This window comes from Faecalicoccus sp. LCP19S3_E2 (assembly GCF_052121255.1).
Lineage (GTDB): Bacteria > Bacillota_I > Bacilli_A > Erysipelotrichales > Erysipelotrichaceae > Faecalicoccus.
Genome location: NZ_JBQKEP010000026.1, coordinates 1 through 14,501 on the forward strand (window position 1 = coordinate 1; position 14,501 = coordinate 14,501).

Below are 14,501 nucleotides of genomic sequence, written 5' to 3' on the forward strand. Positions count from 1 at the left end.
GGTTCAAGAATGTTTCGTTGATCATAGGGAATCTCCTTTATATATCAAAGAATATCCCTGAATCTGACGCTATTCATGTTGAATCATCAACTTTTTAGTTGAATTTAGCGATCAAATTTGTAAAGGAGATTTTTAGAATATGAACAAATACTCAATTGGTAATGAATTAAGACAAGTAGAAAGATTAAAAAAACAATATCCTCCAGGAACAAAAATCCAGTGTATCCAAATGGATGATCCTTATCATGCCGTTGCCCCAGGTTCCATTGGCACAGTCGATCATGTTGATGATGCCGGTACGATTCACATGTCTTGGGAGAACGGATCAAGTCTTGGACTAATTCCTGGCGAAGATCATTTCAAGGTCATTGGAAAATCAGAACACAATAAATCGAAAAATCAGGAGTGCTAATGTACAAAGAAGTTCTTTATAACATTTCTATCTTTGAAAAGAAGAAATCCAGAAATCAAGAACGCATCAAAACCATGGATAAAGAACACAGCAAATTGTATGATGACCTCAAGAAACTGTATAAGCTCAAAATCAGTTTGAGAAATTGAATAATGGCCCCACCACCATTCCAAATTAACTTTAAGGAATATCCCTAAGATCATATGACATGGAATGTGATATAAAATCTGGTTAAAATTTAGTATAAAAACCTCACTTTTTAGAGGTTTTTGTGATAATATTTAACCAGGTGATGAATGTGAAATACTATGATGAAATTTTAGATTTAGGAGTTTTCTCAAAAAAAGATATTGAAAAAGTGATTCAAAATCCTAAAACGGCTGAATCATTTTTATCGCGCTCTCTTAAAAAAGGATATATCAAAAGAGTGAAACACAATTATTATGTTGCAATGGATATCGTAAATAATAGTCCGCTTTACAACAAATATATAATTGCTACAAAACTCAATCGCGATAATTATATATCCTATCATTCTGCTTTAGAATATCGCGGTTTCAATAATCAAGTATTTAACGAGCTTGTATATTCCGGAAATAACAGAGTGAATGATTTTGAATTCGAATATATCACTTATCATTTTGTTCAAAGCAAATGCGATCTGCAAATAGAATCCAATTATGATGGGCTCAGAATCACGAGCGTCGAAAGAACAATGATCGATTGTATTGATCAAATTGATTTAGCCGGCGGCATAGAGGAAATCTATCGAGCATTTAATAGCATTCACAATATAAACGAAAATAAGTTATTAGAAATACTAGACTTTTATAACAAAAAAGTTTTATACCAGCGATCCGGTTATATTTTAGCAACATTTAAAACCAATCTCGGTATCAGTGATGCTGCACTTAATTATTTGCAATCAAAAATCGGTTCATCAAAATGTTATCTGAATACTTCTAAAAAAATACCCAATACAACATTAGATAAAAAGTGGAATGTTTGTGTTCCTCACTATATTTCAACAATACTAAGTAAAGGAAATGATATGAATGAACTTTAACAAAAGACAATTACAAAAAGAAGCTGATCAACATCATTATGTAAGAGATACCTATGAAAAAGTTGTTCGCTTAGTCGATATATTGTCTTATATACGTTCTGAACAATTTTTATTTGAAAACTTAGCTTTAAAGGGCGGGACAGCTATAAATTTAACAATATTTGATTTACCGCGATTATCGGTCGATATCGATTTAGATTACACGAAAAATTCTTCTAGAGATGATATGTTAAAGGATAGAAAAATAGTCAAATCATTGCTCATTGATTATCTAGAAAAAAATGGCTATCAGCTTGGTAAAGACTCACGTGAACATCATGCGCTTGACAGTATTAAAGCAACCTACACTAATGCTGGAGGAAATCTCGATAACATCAAAATAGAAATAAACTATATGTTAAGAGTTCATATCTATGAGCCGGTGATCGTAAAAACCAAAAACTATGGATTAATTGGCGAAGTTGAAACTCGAACGGTTGATCCCATCGAGATATTTGGAAGCAAACTTGTGGCTTTGATGACTCGTTCGACACCAAGAGACCTTTATGATTTCTTTTACATGATAAATGCAAATATTTTTAATGAAGAAGAAATTAAAAAAATAAAAAAATGTGCTGTGTTCTATAGAGCAATCAGCAACGAAGATGGAATGTTTGATTTTAACTTAGACAACTTAGATTCTATTACACAAAATAATATCAAAAGATTTTTGATACCTGTTATCAATGCCAAAGAATTTTTCTCATTATCAGAAGCTAAACAAACTATTAATGATTTCTTTAACAATCACTTTATATTAGATGAAAATGAATTCATGTTCATAGAACAGTTTAAACGAAAGAAATATATCCCTAAACTGCTTTATGACGGCGATGAATTAAAAAGAATTCAAAATCATCCCATGGCCATATGGAAAACCAGAGAAACAAAAAAGTCTTAAATACTATCAATAGCATTAGCCAACGCATAGACGTTGGTTTTTTATACGCTAAAGAAAGAAGGAAAGGCACGACCAGACAAAAAAATAAAGATCCGTCTTAGTGAAACGGAGCTTATCAAATTAAACGCATTGACCAAAGAAAGTGGAAGATCCATTAAATCTTATCTTCGCTCTTTGATCAATGAAATCGTTCCCTGCAACAAACCAAACCTGGAATATTTGGAGATATTAAGCGAGCTAAGACACATTGGCAGCAATATGAATCAGATTGCCCTTATTGCCAATAAGTCATCTTATATCGATTATAAATAATATTCCGATAATGTTGATTTACTTTTAATGATAACGTAAAGATCCGCGTCATCGTCTCACAAGGAAAGCCGATTTATATAAAAGAATAGTTATAGCAATTACTGCAATCTAGGATATCAAAGACACTGTAGAAAACGTAGGATTCTTGGAGTCCATCCCATATTATGAGAAGTCACATTATTAGGCGGTATATTCTTTACGTTTTTGTCCTTTATCATGATCCTTACTGTCTATGGGCGATTCTTTAAGCTTTATATTTATACAGCCATATCCCCAATTCCTTTATCGTCATCGGCTGGTGAAGCCACTCAAAACATTTCCTATACTTTCATGAAGTCTTATGCCGGCGTTTGCCTTGAAGGAGCGATGATCGTACTGGCATGTGTGATCTTCTCAGCTTTTGCCTCGGCTCCGCCTGTTATTGATACCGATGCCAATGCTGTCATTATGTTATGGAGCTATATCGGTGAAATCGTATTTAATATGCTGATTCTTATCGGAACCGTTAAGATGAGTGACCGGTTAGTGAAAGACATGATGGGATTATAATATATCAATATTATTACCACATTTTATTTTTATCTTGTATAGTCAGTATACAAGATATATAATATTAGTGGTGATAATAAATTATGAATGAAATTGAAAGATTGCAGAAAAATTTCTCTTTAATTCGAAGATCAGTTGGATGGACTGCCCAAGAATTTGCTGATAAGATTGGCGTTTCTAAAATGACAATAAGTAATATTGAAACTAGCAGATACCCTTTAACTAAGCTTCAATATATTGCTATCAGGAGCGTGTTAGATGCTGAAATAGCAAGAAATAAAGATGAAACAGAAATGTTGGCCACATTGCTAGATATGCTAGTGGATCATCCAGAAAATTATGAGCCCGAAGAAAAAGATGAATTGATTCAAAAGGCTCAACTAATCTCACCTTCTATTCTTGCCGGAACTGCAACAAGAAAAGAAGCATCAAAAGAATGGATGAAAATAGCGGGTACAATTTGCGCAGCAAGCTTAACGTTTCTAGCAACAAATCCCCATTTAGTTAGAGAAATTGGATCTTGGATATACAAAGCCACTGCTTCTAAAAAGAAATAAAAAAACAGGAGGAATGACTAATTTAAAAAAACATCAAATGGCAGCAAAAGATAAAATCTCTCAATACTTGCATAAAGCAAAATCTTTTTGCAAAAACCATCAGAATGAAATTATTGTCGGTTCATACATCGTTTTAGTTTCAGGGTTGGGAATAACTGCTATTATGATGAAGAGATACAAAAATTCTTTGGATGTTGAAAAAAAGGCTTTAGAAAATTCCAAACAGATTATTGACTCATTAAAATGCAGAATTAATAATTTGGAAAATCTATCCGAGATAAAAGAAAGTTTCTTTAATAAGGCAATCTCAAACGACTTAAGACATGGCGGATCATTTGGCGGCCAACAAATGGCATATCGAAAAGCATATCTTAATTCATGCAACAAGGCGGTAGATTTATAATGCTAGAATTGTCTAGATTTGATTATTATCTAATTGCTATCAACATAATTGGTTTTCTGTACTTCATTATATACATCTATTTGCTAGCAAGTGAATCTAGTAATATTTCCGACACCATAATGACTATTCTATCATTGTGCTTTGGTTCTTTGGGGATTGCGTTGTCTATGATTATTTTTGGTCGAACTCCAAAGTACAGAAAAAAAGAAGCGATGATGTCTAGAGTGTTTATTTGGTGCATCTTAGTGATTCAAATTATTCTTCTGTTAATCATCAAAGGATATATCAGAAATGACTTAACTATTAATGCTATTGAATACTTTAAAGCTAATCCAATTATTGTGATATATCTATTGGTTATCAACATCATTACTTTGATTGCATTCGCCTTAGATAAGATACATTCAATTGAGGGACATAAGCAAATTCGAATATCTGTATTGTTATTTTTATCATTTATCGGAGGATCAATAGGAGCTTTATTGGCAATGTATATTTTTCTACAAAAACAAGACAAGATTACTTTACTGTAGGTGTTCCCTTAACAATAATAATGCAATTATTCTGTATTTTTTATTTAATGAATAGGCCATAGGAGGAAAGATAATGGAAAGAACAATTGGACAAAACGTAAAAGTATCGAAAGATAGTACAGGTGCTTTCATTAGTGTTGACTGGGTATGCCCAGTGTGTGGCGAATACAATTCCGGATTTTATTTTACTAGCAACATTGATGAAGTAACTACACATTTTGAAGTTGATCATGAATGTGATCATTGTCAAGAAATGGTAACAATAGAGTGTTCTGATCCGGATGTATTATTTTAGCAATACTATACCAAATAAGATTACAAGGCAAGATTTAAAAGTCTTGCTTTTTTTATGGAGGTCATAATGAACAAAAAACAAAATCTAATCAAATTACACCTCATCACAGGTGAAACTGTAAAAGAAGTCATTTCTCATGAGAGAAGTGACATTATTTCTCAATATGAGAATCCTAGATCTAAGACTATCAAAATAGCCGTTAAGGACGGCAATAACTTAGGAATCACAACCATACCGATTGAACATATCCTTTATATCGATGTCATCATCCTAAAAGAAGATGAGCTTCGAGAATATATGGAGGCTTCTTTCTAACATGGAAATCAAGATCAATAAAGAAATACGAAGCTACACCGAAAGTATCTTCTTTGGACTCTCTGTAAAACAGTTTATTTATTCAATTCTGGCTTGCGCTGTAGCAGTTCTTATTTACTTTAGTTCTATCAACACTTTTGGCATGGAGATCACCAGCTGGTTATGCATCTTAGGTGCTGCCCCTTTTGCGGCCATCGGGTTTATCAGATATCAGCCGATGACGATGGAAAAGATCATCTACGAGGCTTTCAGGTCGTTGCTTCTTAAAAAGACTGAACTGGTCGATAAACCATTCAACTTATATTATGAATTGGCCAAACCAATCATCAAAAAACAGATAAAGGAGCTAACAAAAAGAAATGTTAAAAAGTCTAAGCAAATTCAAACGTCAAAATAAGGAAAAATTCAAAATTCCCCGATGTGTTCAGGATACCATCCCTATCGACAAGGTCTATAAGGATGGTATTTTTTCTGTCGGCAAGCGTTATTCCAAAACCTATATGTTCAGTGACATCAACTACTCCAATGCAGCTGGAGAAGACAAAAAAGGCATCTTATTGGGATACGGTGAAATGCTCAATTCCCTTGATGCATCCGGTACAGCTAAGATCACGATCTTAAACCGGAAAGTGGATCCAGAGGAAATATCCAATAAGATCCTGATCCATAAAGCGGATGATGAGCTCAACGATCTTAGACAAGCCTACAATGATCTGATCCTGGAAAATCTGGCTAAAAGCGACAATCTAATCCAGGAAAAATATATAACCATTACCACTTTCAAGAACAGTATCTCAGAAGCCAGAACTTTCTTTTCCAGGATCTCGCTTGAGCTTTCATCTTACTTCGACAAAATCGGATCCAACTGCAAAGAACTGACAACCAATGAAACGCTCAAGATCCTTCATGCTTTTTACCGCGATCCATATGAATCCTTTGAATTTGATATCAATGATTCGATATATAAAGGACATTCTTTCAAAGAAAAGATCTGTCCGGACATGCCGAAATATGAAAAGAACTATTTTAAATTCAATGAAAGATATGGGCGTGTATTGTATCTTGAAAACTATCCGCAATATCTGAAGGGCAGGTTTGTTGCCGAGATATGCGGTCTCAATAAAAATCTTATCTATTCCATGAATATCTTAACAATTCCAACGGATGAAGCGGTCAAAGAAGCCGAAAACAAGCTCTTGGGCGTGAATACCAATATCACCAACTGGCAGCAGCGGCAAAATGCAAACAACAACTTTTCTGCCGTTATTCCTTATGATATGGAAAGCCAGCGAAAAGAATGTAAAGAATTGACACCATTGTGCCCATTGAAAATAAGGGTTTTAAGCTATTTATCTTGATGATATTTATATCTCTTGATTATCTTTTTATGTCTTTTTCTTAGAAAATACTTCAAAAGTATTTCAATAGCAAACTAAAATAATTAAATATATTTACTCTTTGGAATTCATTTTTACTTCAGAAATCAAAATCCCATTTTCATTATTTTCAATCATTTTAGGAATAAGCTCTTTGGAAAAAATTACTGTGCTTCTATCAAAATCAAATTGATACATATTCTTATATTTATCTTTTAGCAATTTGGTTAATGTATTACTAATTCCACAATTTAACAGAGCTATTTTTTCTTTATTATCTGTTCCATATTTAATTTTCAAATAAAAAGATTCCTCTATCAAATCTAACGAATGTAATATTTCGATATATTTTACAATTTCATTATCTATAAAATCATACTCTTCCTTTAATCTTACAATTGCTAAATTGTTTTTTTCGTGCTCACTCTTTTGAGAAATATCTGTCCAATACTTTTTATAACCGCCTCTAGTCTTATCTCCCCATTTACCTACATAAACTATTTGTGAACCTTCTCTGAGAGTATTCCAATAGTTTACCACTTCACTCACCATTTCTTTTATTGTAAAACCCATAATTCTCCAATTGATTAGCATTTTATAAAATTTTTGTGCTTCTACTTCTCTTAATCTTTTTAAATTATTATATTCTCCACCAACTTTATCTATCTTAGAGAAAAACAAGTAATCCATCACCGCGAACACTGTATCTAAGCTGTGAACCTTATCAATTTGTTTTAATCCTTCAGAAATTTGTATCTCCTTTTCAAATATATTAAATATGCTTACACTATTCTCAAAACATAGTTTACCCACTTTAGTTTTAGGTTTATTATCATATTCTTCTATGATTGAATCCGTAGATGAAATATTTTCCAAAATTTCTTCTGCTTTTTTAACCTCTTCAGCTTCAGAATTGTTATTTTTTAATAACGGATTATTTATCTCGTCAACAATTTTATCTGAATCTTCAACAAGAATTTTTCTACTCTTAACAAAACTTAAGGCATTGAAGTTAGTTCTACAATATTTTCCTTTGACAATATGGATTTCAGGCATTAAGTAATCTAAACTTCCTGTTTTCTCGTTAAAAATTTCTCCAAACCTACATACTCTTCCAATCAAATTCTTAAAAGAAGAGACTGACAAGTATCCGCTACCTCTACTTGGATCTAAAATAAACATTTTTGTAGCTGGAATATTTACACCTTCTAATAGAGTTGAGTTTGCAATAAGCATTCCTATCTCTGGAATATCCGCATATAAGCTTTCTATAAAATATCTAACTTGCTCAGGCATAGAACCATGATGATATATAATACCTTTTTCAACACAATTAGCCAATTCATAGTCATCATGCACATACTCTCTTAAATCATTAGCTGCTTTATTCAACACATTACTTTGTTTCAAAGATAATTTTCCATATAGTTCATTTGCAAATTCTTCAAGTTTCTTAGGGCTATTAAGATATATTATGTTCTTAGCATCACAATATTTAATAACAACATCAGAATCTTCTCCTAGACAATTAACCTCAATCTCAATAAATTTTTCTTTAAGTGGAGAATATTGATCTAATATCATCTTTTTATTGTTAGTCAAATCATAAAAATAAAACAATTCAGATTTAATATTTTCTTTTACCTTATACCAGTTAATATTACTAGTTATATGTTCTATATCTATACTATCTTTATTAGTTAAAAATGGAGTCAAATATTTCTGCACAATATTATTATTTCTTTTAGTACATATAATAATAACTGACGCTAATATTACACTTCGGTAATTCTCTTCTGAGAATTCATCTAACAAATTATGTGCTTCATCTACAACTAATAAATCAAATTTTAAATTCGGATTATTCTGTAACAACCGTAATAGCCTCTCTTGAGTTAATACAGCAATAATATTTTCATCATTACCATTATACATTTCTGGGTATGTTATTATTTTCCTATAACCAAATTTATCTATAATTCTTTTCTTAGTTTGTGCTAAAAGAGATTTTGTTGGAGAAACAATGCAGATCTTATTAAAATTATCATGATCAATAAATGACAATATCAATTCTGTTTTTCCATATGATGTCGGAGCTACAACAATCTGAGATTTTAATTTCAAGTTCACCGAAGTTTTAAACAGTTCATATTGTCCTATTGTTTGATACGACTTATTCCATTTATATTTAGCACTGGTTATATCATTTATAATAGTATGTAAATTATCGTAATTATCCGAATACTTTAAATTATTCTCTATAAATTGAGATATAGGAATAAATCCTTTGTTCAAACTAATTTCATATAGGGGCTTATAATCATGAGTAATTTTACTATATAGCAAAAATAATCTATACCCTAGTTTTTGAAGTTTAGTGTCTTCTAATCCAACTAGAAAAATACCAATAGATAATACTTTTTCTAATTCTAAATCAGACAAATCCTCATTTTTCAAAATTTTTTCATACAATCTAGGAAATTCGGTGTTATATAGTTTTCTAAGAGTCAATCTGTCCATAATAATCGTTCTCCACTAGTGTTGCCAAAAAATCTATTATCGCTTGATATGTTTGTTTTTGTATCGCAATTAATTTCAATTTTGAAAACTTCTTCGATTTTAGTATAGAATTGTACAATTCTTCTATTTTTGCTAAATCTATCTTTGTATCAAAAACACAAAACACTGTACCTCCTAAAACAACATTTTTGTCACAACTAGAGTATGATTTATTATCCCTAAGTATATTCAATATTGTATTTTTTTCACTAGTATCATCCAATGCGCTTCTAACACTATTCATTGCATTTAACCATAACTGTGAATTATGCTCGTTTAATCTTATATCCAAGTCATTTTTAGCAGCGTTAATTCGTTCACATACTTTATCCGTGGAATTTTTATACTTTCCTAATTCTCCAGCTTTTGATTCTATAATCCATAATTCCATATTAGAATCAACTGCTATAATATCAAAACCTTTTTTTGCATTTCTTTCTTCTAAGTTAAAAAACGGTGAAACAACTTTCATATCTGTGAATTCTCGCATCATTACATTTAATAATAGTTCACCTATAGCACCTATTTTTTTATTTTTATATTTTGGAATTCTATAATTTATCAGTTCTTTTACAGTAGCTTCAAATGAATGTTCATCAAAATCTGAAACTAGTGCATATTCTCCATGACAAATTTCTACTAATTCATCCTGTATTTTCTTCTTAAGATCTTCAGATAAGTATTTAACTTCTAAAATAGTAGTTTCACCATTTTTTCTTTCAACTATACCTTCCATCATTTTTTCCCTTTTAATACAAATTAAGCTTTATATTCTCCAGTAGCTTCTTTTATCATTCCAGTATGCCAATCTACTGTATCTAAAGGCATTTCATGGTATTTATCAAAGACTTCATAAAGGTATTTATATTTGATATTATTTTCAATTATCTTCTTAAGAGAGTCTGTATCCATTGAAATAATCTTCATTCCTGTGATGGTTTCTTCATCTCTTGTGTATGGAATAATTTTTCTATATCTGAAATCAGAAATCACATTTTTATCTAAATATGTACTAACAAACAAACTATAGTCAAATGGATTGTTAAACCTAATTCTATAATCTCCTAAATGTCTTGAAACTGGTTCCATCTCCATTCTTCTTTGATTTGTTCCATCAGCAAGTGTTGCTTCTAGTAACAACGCATGTTTTGGATAAGCTAGACACGCTTCATACTCATAAATGATATCCGCATATCCACCAGCCGCATGTGTTTTAGGTAATAGATTAGCTTCTAAAGATAATTGCATGAAGTCTAAAATATTTCCTTGTCTTTCACTCACCTTATACCATATTATTCCTAAAATATACTCGAAAATAGTCGGTATTGTAGCCTCGTCGGTAACAAGTTCTTCAATTCTTTTGTCATTACGATTTTCAAAACAATTTAGCAATTCAATAAGAACAGAATCGCTAAATCTCTTATCAATCATTTCATTGAATCTGCGATATCGTTCATCGTTGACATAAGTTGCTGCTTGTTCTGGACTCTTTAGCGTGATACCCAAATCTTTACTTAATGACTCATATACTTTATTGATATCAATTTCAAATGCTGATGAAATAGTTCCTAATTCAACATTAATCTGAAGATTATCATCTTTTTTAAATGCTTCTTTATAAAGATTATCCATTATTTCTTTAAAATAATACTTCGGAATCATATCAAGTTTAATCATTCTGTCTTCAAATATTATAGTATCAGTAATATTAAAATATCTTCTATTTAAATCAAAGTAATCAGATAGGGTTGCCTTTGCCTTAAATACATGTAAATATTTAAAGAATGTCTCTTTCAGTTCTTGCTCATTTTTACAATTAAAAAAAGGACATTGATTATTAATTGAGCTTGCTCCATTTTTCCTTATTATTCCAATATTTGTTGTTTTGAATATTAGGTTTCTCCATAATATTCCTGGCTTTTGATTGATTCCTTTCGCAGATTTTAGTAAAGATTCATAATCATTTCCACCATCAATGAATATATTCTTTATGTTTTCGTACAGTTTATAATATGGCTTATCATAGCTTCTACTTTTTCGGTTCATTCCAATTAAACAAATTAAATCTTCGTCTATATCTGATGTAACGATAATTTCTTTTGCAAATTGATAGTTAGGCATCTGTATAAGCCTTTTGTAAATTATTTCATCAAGTTCTATTTTATTTTCACGATACAACTTAATATCCGAAATAATTTCTTTTGCACTTTCCTCATCTTTAATTAAAGGAACAAAATAAGTAAATTCATCATAACTTAAATATCCAAGTTCAGTAAGACATTTAACAGTAATAATAAACGGTCTGACCATGCTTCCACTTACATCTATGCTAGTTTTAAGAAGCTGTCTTAAATAAACGAAGCTATCGCTATTGATATTAAACAAATTATTTGTTTTAAAATTCCCATTACTCGCTAAGCTTAAAAGCTCTCTACCAGCTTCCGTAATCAATCTGTCATCCGTAATTAAGCCAATATCTACCAAACCTGAAGTTTTTTCTCTGGCATCTTTATCTTTTCTTTTTGCATCCCCTGCAACAAATTCTTTATCTTTCATGAAATCATAATACTTTTCTTGCAATTCATTATTCCAATTCCAATCAGAATTTTTTATGATTCCATTATGAAATTCGTCTAATAACAACAATTGTTCTTCTATTTTTAAATTCAATTTTGCCATTCTAAAGCTTGTAGTTCCTATAACCCAGCAAAAACTTTGATATGGAATACTTATATTAGCCATTTACTCATTCCTCCAATCAACAGGGTAGTTAGTAATTAATACTTCTTCTGATAGGCTTTCTTTATCTTTTCTGTGATAATTACTATTTGAATAACTTTTATTTAAATAGTGGCAATAATATCCATTATTTTCAATCCAATCCTTCAATATTGTATTTATTTTATTTTTACACTTCAAAACATTCGACAAAGCAAATTTAAAGCCTTGTTTATTAGCTTCATCTAAAAAAGCAAGCAAATCTTTTTCGTCGTCATCAGCCCACATTCCATTTTCATTATATGTTGCACTTGTAATCAAATAAGGGGGATCACAATAAATAAAAGTATCTTGAGAAACTGAATCTAAGGAAATTTCTCTGAAATCTTTTTTCATAAAATGAATATCTTTCTTCTTTAATTCTTCCGAGAATAAAACTAATTTACTTCTCATCTTAGAGTTAAAATCTCTTTTACCAACTGGAAGGTTAAATTGACCTTTACGATTAAAGCGAATTTGATTGTTAAATGAATATACCATTAACACATATAACATAACATAATCAGTTTCTCCGATAAACACTTTGGAATTAAAGTCATCCCTTAATTTCAAGAATTTTTCTTTATTATACTTCGCCAATCCTGTGCTACTATTACAACCATAATATGCATATCCATATAAAGATGTATTAGATAAGCCATATTCATCAATAATATCATCTATTTTCTTTAGTAATGCATCCGTGCTACAGTCTTTAATGTATTTTATTAAATCAATTAGGTTCTCATTTATATCGTTAAAAATCACTTTAGAAGACAATGAGTTTATGCCTACATTCCCACCACCAGCAAATAAATCTAAAAACACCTCGGACTCATTAAATAAAGGCTGTATCTGTTCTAACAATTTAAATTTCCCACCAATATAATTGAAAGGACATGATATATTCATTTTCTTTTTTTCTTTTTCAAATGCTTCGCATAAAAAAAGTCTTTCCTTATTATCTTTAATATCTGATTTGCCTGTCGAAAAACTTTTATAGTCAGCTTCAAATATTTTAACCTTACCTTTTTTGCTGAGAATCCTCAAAATATCTTCATCTGATATTTTAGCGTTTGATCTATCATTTCCTTTATCCGACATATTATTGTATGAAAGCAATATATATTTAGCATCAGCATTTTCTATCAGTTCTTCAAAAGCTTTTGTTGCACTAATCATACAGTAGTCGCTTTTAAGAGCAGTTCTATCCATTTTTCTTGCAACACCATGAACCTCTGGTTTCTCCCATCGTGCTACATTTTCAAGCAAATGATACGCATCACAATATTGTCGCGAGTTATATGGAGGATCTAAATATAATAAATCACATTCTATTGTTTTTATAAGCTCATTTGCGTCAAGGTTATAGCAAGTATTATTAGAATTAAGTTCTTCTGGTAATAAAACATTCAATGTTAATTGCTTTTCAAAATTTGCGTTCTTTCTATATGCATCATAATGCCCAACTGTATTTGCAATCTTATCCATCGCATATAAAAGTGAGGTGATTAATATAGCATATTCTTTGAAATTTATTTCTTTATTAATAAAATTTTTTTCTATATCTTCTCTTATATATCCTATTTTGCTACAATCATCAGCAGAGAAAAATGTATCTGCAAAATTTTCACGCATGTAGTTGTTTTCGTTAGTTTTCACTTGATTATATTTGTATATAAGATCAATTATCTTTTTACTTGAATATTTCTCGTACCCAAACCAAGCATAATTGGAAATATAATTGCTATACAACAAATCATTTGTAATAAGCATTTTATCCTTAAATGCATTTGATACCGCTCCTGTACCGCTAAAAATATCTACAACTATGTTCACACCTTTACAGTTTTGTTCAACTGTTTTTCTAATAAACTCCGAAAGAGAATACTTATTGCCCAAATACCTTCTATTATTTATAAATGATTGCTTTAAACCTAGCTTTGACATTAAGAGTTCTGTATTAGTTGCTTTTTTCATTTCATCAACATGCAAAACATTTTTTATATCTTCAACTATATTTTCATCCCAAAAGTATCTGCCAGTTTCACTTTTAGGAATTGAAATATTTGCTTTGTGTATCAATTTATATAAATATGACTTAGAAATGTCTAATTCTCTTATCACATCTGAAACATTTAGATTTGCCACTATTATTCCTCCTTGCCACATTTTTATTATCTTAGTAGACATTATAGCACATTTGGCTTAATTATTTCATATTTACAAGATATTTTCAGATGCTAATCGCATCAAATAAGTAGAGAGAATTTATATCTTCAACTTTGTAAAAAGAGTATAACTAAAGAAAAAAAACGCTAAGTTCAACTAAAAAGTTGATGTAGAGAATTAAAAATGATGTTTTTTAGTTTTGATAGAGTGTAAACACATCAATTGGCAGCTCAAAAGAACATATGTCTTTTGTCA

16 protein-coding genes are annotated in these 14,501 nt (G+C 30.5%); 12 read left to right on the top strand and 4 right to left on the bottom strand.

Going from position 1 to position 14,501, the window contains the following annotated elements:
• Positions 1–139 precede the first annotated feature (139 nt).
• From ACTQX6_RS12300 to ACTQX6_RS12355, 12 genes are all read left to right on the top strand, one after another.
• Entirely contained in the window at positions 140–412 is a 273-nt protein-coding gene (locus tag ACTQX6_RS12300) for a DUF4314 domain-containing protein (RefSeq protein WP_272003947.1), read from the top strand.
• Between the two features lie 298 nt (positions 413–710).
• On the top strand, positions 711–1,478 hold the full coding sequence (locus ACTQX6_RS12305) for a type IV toxin-antitoxin system AbiEi family antitoxin domain-containing protein (RefSeq protein WP_272003949.1): 768 nt from the start codon (positions 711–713) through the stop codon (positions 1,476–1,478).
• Entirely contained in the window at positions 1,468–2,418 is a 951-nt protein-coding gene (locus ACTQX6_RS12310) for a nucleotidyl transferase AbiEii/AbiGii toxin family protein (RefSeq protein ID WP_272003951.1), read from the top strand. The genes ACTQX6_RS12305 and ACTQX6_RS12310 overlap by 11 nt, the downstream gene beginning before the upstream one ends.
• A 33-nt stretch (positions 2,419–2,451) precedes the next feature.
• Complete coding sequence (locus ACTQX6_RS12315) at positions 2,452–2,730, top strand: plasmid mobilization protein (RefSeq protein WP_272003953.1); 279 nt, start codon at positions 2,452–2,454, stop codon at positions 2,728–2,730.
• Between the two features lie 216 nt (positions 2,731–2,946).
• Positions 2,947–3,279, top strand: coding sequence for a hypothetical protein (locus ACTQX6_RS12320; protein ID WP_438802654.1), 333 nt, complete (start codon positions 2,947–2,949; stop codon positions 3,277–3,279).
• An 83-nt stretch (positions 3,280–3,362) separates the two neighbouring features.
• The gene (locus ACTQX6_RS12325; RefSeq protein ID WP_272003955.1) at positions 3,363–3,836 is read left to right on the top strand and encodes a helix-turn-helix transcriptional regulator; all 474 of its coding nucleotides are present in this window, start codon (positions 3,363–3,365) and stop codon (positions 3,834–3,836) included.
• A gap of 13 nt (positions 3,837–3,849) precedes the next feature.
• Complete coding sequence (locus ACTQX6_RS12330; protein WP_272003957.1) at positions 3,850–4,239, top strand: hypothetical protein; 390 nt, start codon at positions 3,850–3,852, stop codon at positions 4,237–4,239.
• Positions 4,240–4,319: 80 nt separating this feature from the next.
• The gene (locus ACTQX6_RS12335; protein WP_272003959.1) at positions 4,320–4,772 is read left to right on the top strand and encodes a DUF1294 domain-containing protein; all 453 of its coding nucleotides are present in this window, start codon (positions 4,320–4,322) and stop codon (positions 4,770–4,772) included.
• A gap of 73 nt (positions 4,773–4,845) precedes the next feature.
• On the top strand, positions 4,846–5,067 hold the full coding sequence (locus tag ACTQX6_RS12340) for a hypothetical protein (RefSeq protein WP_272003961.1): 222 nt from the start codon (positions 4,846–4,848) through the stop codon (positions 5,065–5,067).
• Between the two features lie 66 nt (positions 5,068–5,133).
• On the top strand, positions 5,134–5,382 hold the full coding sequence (locus tag ACTQX6_RS12345) for a hypothetical protein (RefSeq protein WP_272003963.1): 249 nt from the start codon (positions 5,134–5,136) through the stop codon (positions 5,380–5,382).
• A gap of 1 nt (position 5,383) precedes the next feature.
• A complete protein-coding gene (locus tag ACTQX6_RS12350; protein ID WP_272003965.1) occupies positions 5,384–5,779 on the top strand; it encodes a PrgI family protein in 396 nt (131 codons plus the stop codon).
• On the top strand, positions 5,742–6,740 hold the full coding sequence (locus tag ACTQX6_RS12355; RefSeq protein WP_441657550.1) for a hypothetical protein: 999 nt from the start codon (positions 5,742–5,744) through the stop codon (positions 6,738–6,740). The genes ACTQX6_RS12350 and ACTQX6_RS12355 overlap by 38 nt, the downstream gene beginning before the upstream one ends.
• 93 nt (positions 6,741–6,833) lie before the next feature.
• On the opposite strand, the gene ACTQX6_RS12360 is transcribed toward ACTQX6_RS12355, so the two are convergent.
• Genes ACTQX6_RS12360 through ACTQX6_RS12375 form a run of 4 tightly spaced genes read right to left on the bottom strand, consistent with a single transcriptional unit; the run spans position 6,834 to position 14,225 of the window.
• Positions 6,834–9,278 (bottom strand): DEAD/DEAH box helicase, encoded by a 2,445-nt coding sequence (locus tag ACTQX6_RS12360; RefSeq protein WP_441657551.1) that lies wholly within the window; start codon positions 9,276–9,278, stop codon positions 6,834–6,836.
• Positions 9,259–10,056, bottom strand: a complete 798-nt coding sequence (locus tag ACTQX6_RS12365) for a Hachiman antiphage defense system protein HamA (protein ID WP_441657552.1) — start codon at positions 10,054–10,056, stop codon at positions 9,259–9,261. The genes ACTQX6_RS12360 and ACTQX6_RS12365 overlap by 20 nt, the downstream gene beginning before the upstream one ends.
• Before the next feature lie 20 nt (positions 10,057–10,076).
• Positions 10,077–12,059 carry an AlwI family type II restriction endonuclease gene (locus ACTQX6_RS12370; protein ID WP_272003922.1) on the bottom strand — a complete coding sequence of 661 codons (1,983 nt, stop codon included), beginning with the start codon at positions 12,057–12,059 and terminating at the stop codon, positions 10,077–10,079.
• The gene (locus tag ACTQX6_RS12375) at positions 12,060–14,225 is read right to left on the bottom strand and encodes a Dam family site-specific DNA-(adenine-N6)-methyltransferase (RefSeq protein WP_272003923.1); all 2,166 of its coding nucleotides are present in this window, start codon (positions 14,223–14,225) and stop codon (positions 12,060–12,062) included.
• Between the last annotated feature and the right edge of the window lie 276 nt (positions 14,226–14,501).

Excerpts from the sequence above, each read along its gene's own strand:
- ACTQX6_RS12300 (WP_272003947.1), top strand. The coding sequence starts at position 140 with ATGAACAAATACTCAATTGGTAATGAATTAAGACAAGTAGAAAGATTA.
- ACTQX6_RS12310 (WP_272003951.1), top strand. The coding sequence starts at position 1,468 with ATGAACTTTAACAAAAGACAATTACAAAAAGAAGCTGATCAACATCAT.
- ACTQX6_RS12320 (WP_438802654.1), top strand. The coding sequence starts at position 2,947 with ATGATCCTTACTGTCTATGGGCGATTCTTTAAGCTTTATATTTATACA.
- ACTQX6_RS12325 (WP_272003955.1), top strand. The coding sequence starts at position 3,363 with ATGAATGAAATTGAAAGATTGCAGAAAAATTTCTCTTTAATTCGAAGA.
- ACTQX6_RS12330 (WP_272003957.1), top strand. The coding sequence starts at position 3,850 with ATGACTAATTTAAAAAAACATCAAATGGCAGCAAAAGATAAAATCTCT.
- ACTQX6_RS12340 (WP_272003961.1), top strand. The coding sequence starts at position 4,846 with ATGGAAAGAACAATTGGACAAAACGTAAAAGTATCGAAAGATAGTACA.
- ACTQX6_RS12345 (WP_272003963.1), top strand. The coding sequence starts at position 5,134 with ATGAACAAAAAACAAAATCTAATCAAATTACACCTCATCACAGGTGAA.
- ACTQX6_RS12350 (WP_272003965.1), top strand. The coding sequence starts at position 5,384 with ATGGAAATCAAGATCAATAAAGAAATACGAAGCTACACCGAAAGTATC.
- ACTQX6_RS12355 (WP_441657550.1), top strand. The coding sequence starts at position 5,742 with ATGTTAAAAAGTCTAAGCAAATTCAAACGTCAAAATAAGGAAAAATTC.
- ACTQX6_RS12360 (WP_441657551.1), bottom strand. The coding sequence starts at position 9,278 with ATGGACAGATTGACTCTTAGAAAACTATATAACACCGAATTTCCTAGA.
- ACTQX6_RS12365 (WP_441657552.1), bottom strand. The coding sequence starts at position 10,056 with ATGATGGAAGGTATAGTTGAAAGAAAAAATGGTGAAACTACTATTTTA.
- ACTQX6_RS12370 (WP_272003922.1), bottom strand. The coding sequence starts at position 12,059 with ATGGCTAATATAAGTATTCCATATCAAAGTTTTTGCTGGGTTATAGGA.